The 891-nt window shown below is 44.1% G+C and carries 1 protein-coding gene and 1 pseudogene; both read left to right on the plus strand.

Annotated elements, in window-relative coordinates:
* A pseudogene (locus R7Q46_RS25740) lies at positions 1 to 169 on the plus strand (ferredoxin--NADP reductase); the annotation flags it as partial.
* A 151-nt stretch (positions 170 to 320) separates the two neighbouring features.
* On the plus strand, positions 321 to 809 hold the full coding sequence (locus R7Q46_RS25745) for an RDD family protein (protein ID WP_318078024.1): 489 nt from the start codon (positions 321 to 323) through the stop codon (positions 807 to 809).
* Positions 810 to 891: the final 82 nt, after the last annotated feature.

Below are 891 nucleotides of genomic sequence, written 5' to 3' on the forward strand. Positions count from 1 at the left end.
TGAGCTTGCCAATAAAGTGGATGTGCCTTTCTCTCCGCAAAGCAGCTTTGTGATGCTGTGTGGTAACCCAGAGATGATTAAAGATACCTTGCCTGTGCTGCAAGAATTAGGGTTAGAAAAGTATCGAACTCGAACAGGCGGTCACGTTATCTATGAGCGTTATTGGTAAGTATCCACCCATCGCTGAAACCGAGATAACTAAGTTATATCGGTGTAAATTAAAAATCACTTTTGAGACATGATACGAATTTATAGACTTATCAATTGAGCACATATACAACAATGCCTAGACTGCGTTCACTGTTGTTGTAGGTGGTTATATGTACTCTTCAATTGCGAGCAAAATGCAGCGGCTTATAGGCGGTTTCGTTGATCTGTTCGTCGTCATTAGCGTTGTCGTTGTGATCGCGTTGGGTATCAATTTTTGGCTCTATGACTTCCGTTTATCCCTGCAAGAAAACTTCACGCTTGTTTACGACACCCACGCGGTGTACCTCCTCACTGTTCCCATTCTTCTCGTGATTAACTGGTATTGGTTGAAGGAAGGGCAAACCATCGGCATGCGTTTTGTTGGTATCAAAGTGGTGATGAAAAATGGTCGTGCCGCGACCAAAGTGACGGTTTCCATCCGGCTTGGCATCAGCTACCTACTCGAAATGTTTATTCCTGGCGTCCCGTTGGTGAACCTTGTGTTGCTTGTTTTTCATCCAGAGCGACGTTTGTTGCATGATTTCCTCACCAAGACCAAAGTCGTGCAAGCACCTGACTTGCTGCTGTCTACTTTGCATGATCAAAAAAAGCCACATTAAGTGGCTTTTTAAATCAGGTCAGTCACTCAACGACTATTGCTGATTGCTGTACGCTTTAAAGCGCGCTTTTGTTTCTGCGTCT

It is taken from the genome of Vibrio sp. 811 (assembly GCF_033339195.1).

Coding starts and splice junctions, on each gene's coding strand:
- R7Q46_RS25745 (WP_318078024.1), top strand. CDS start 321: ATGTACTCTTCAATTGCGAGCAAAATGCAGCGGCTTATAGGCGGTTTC.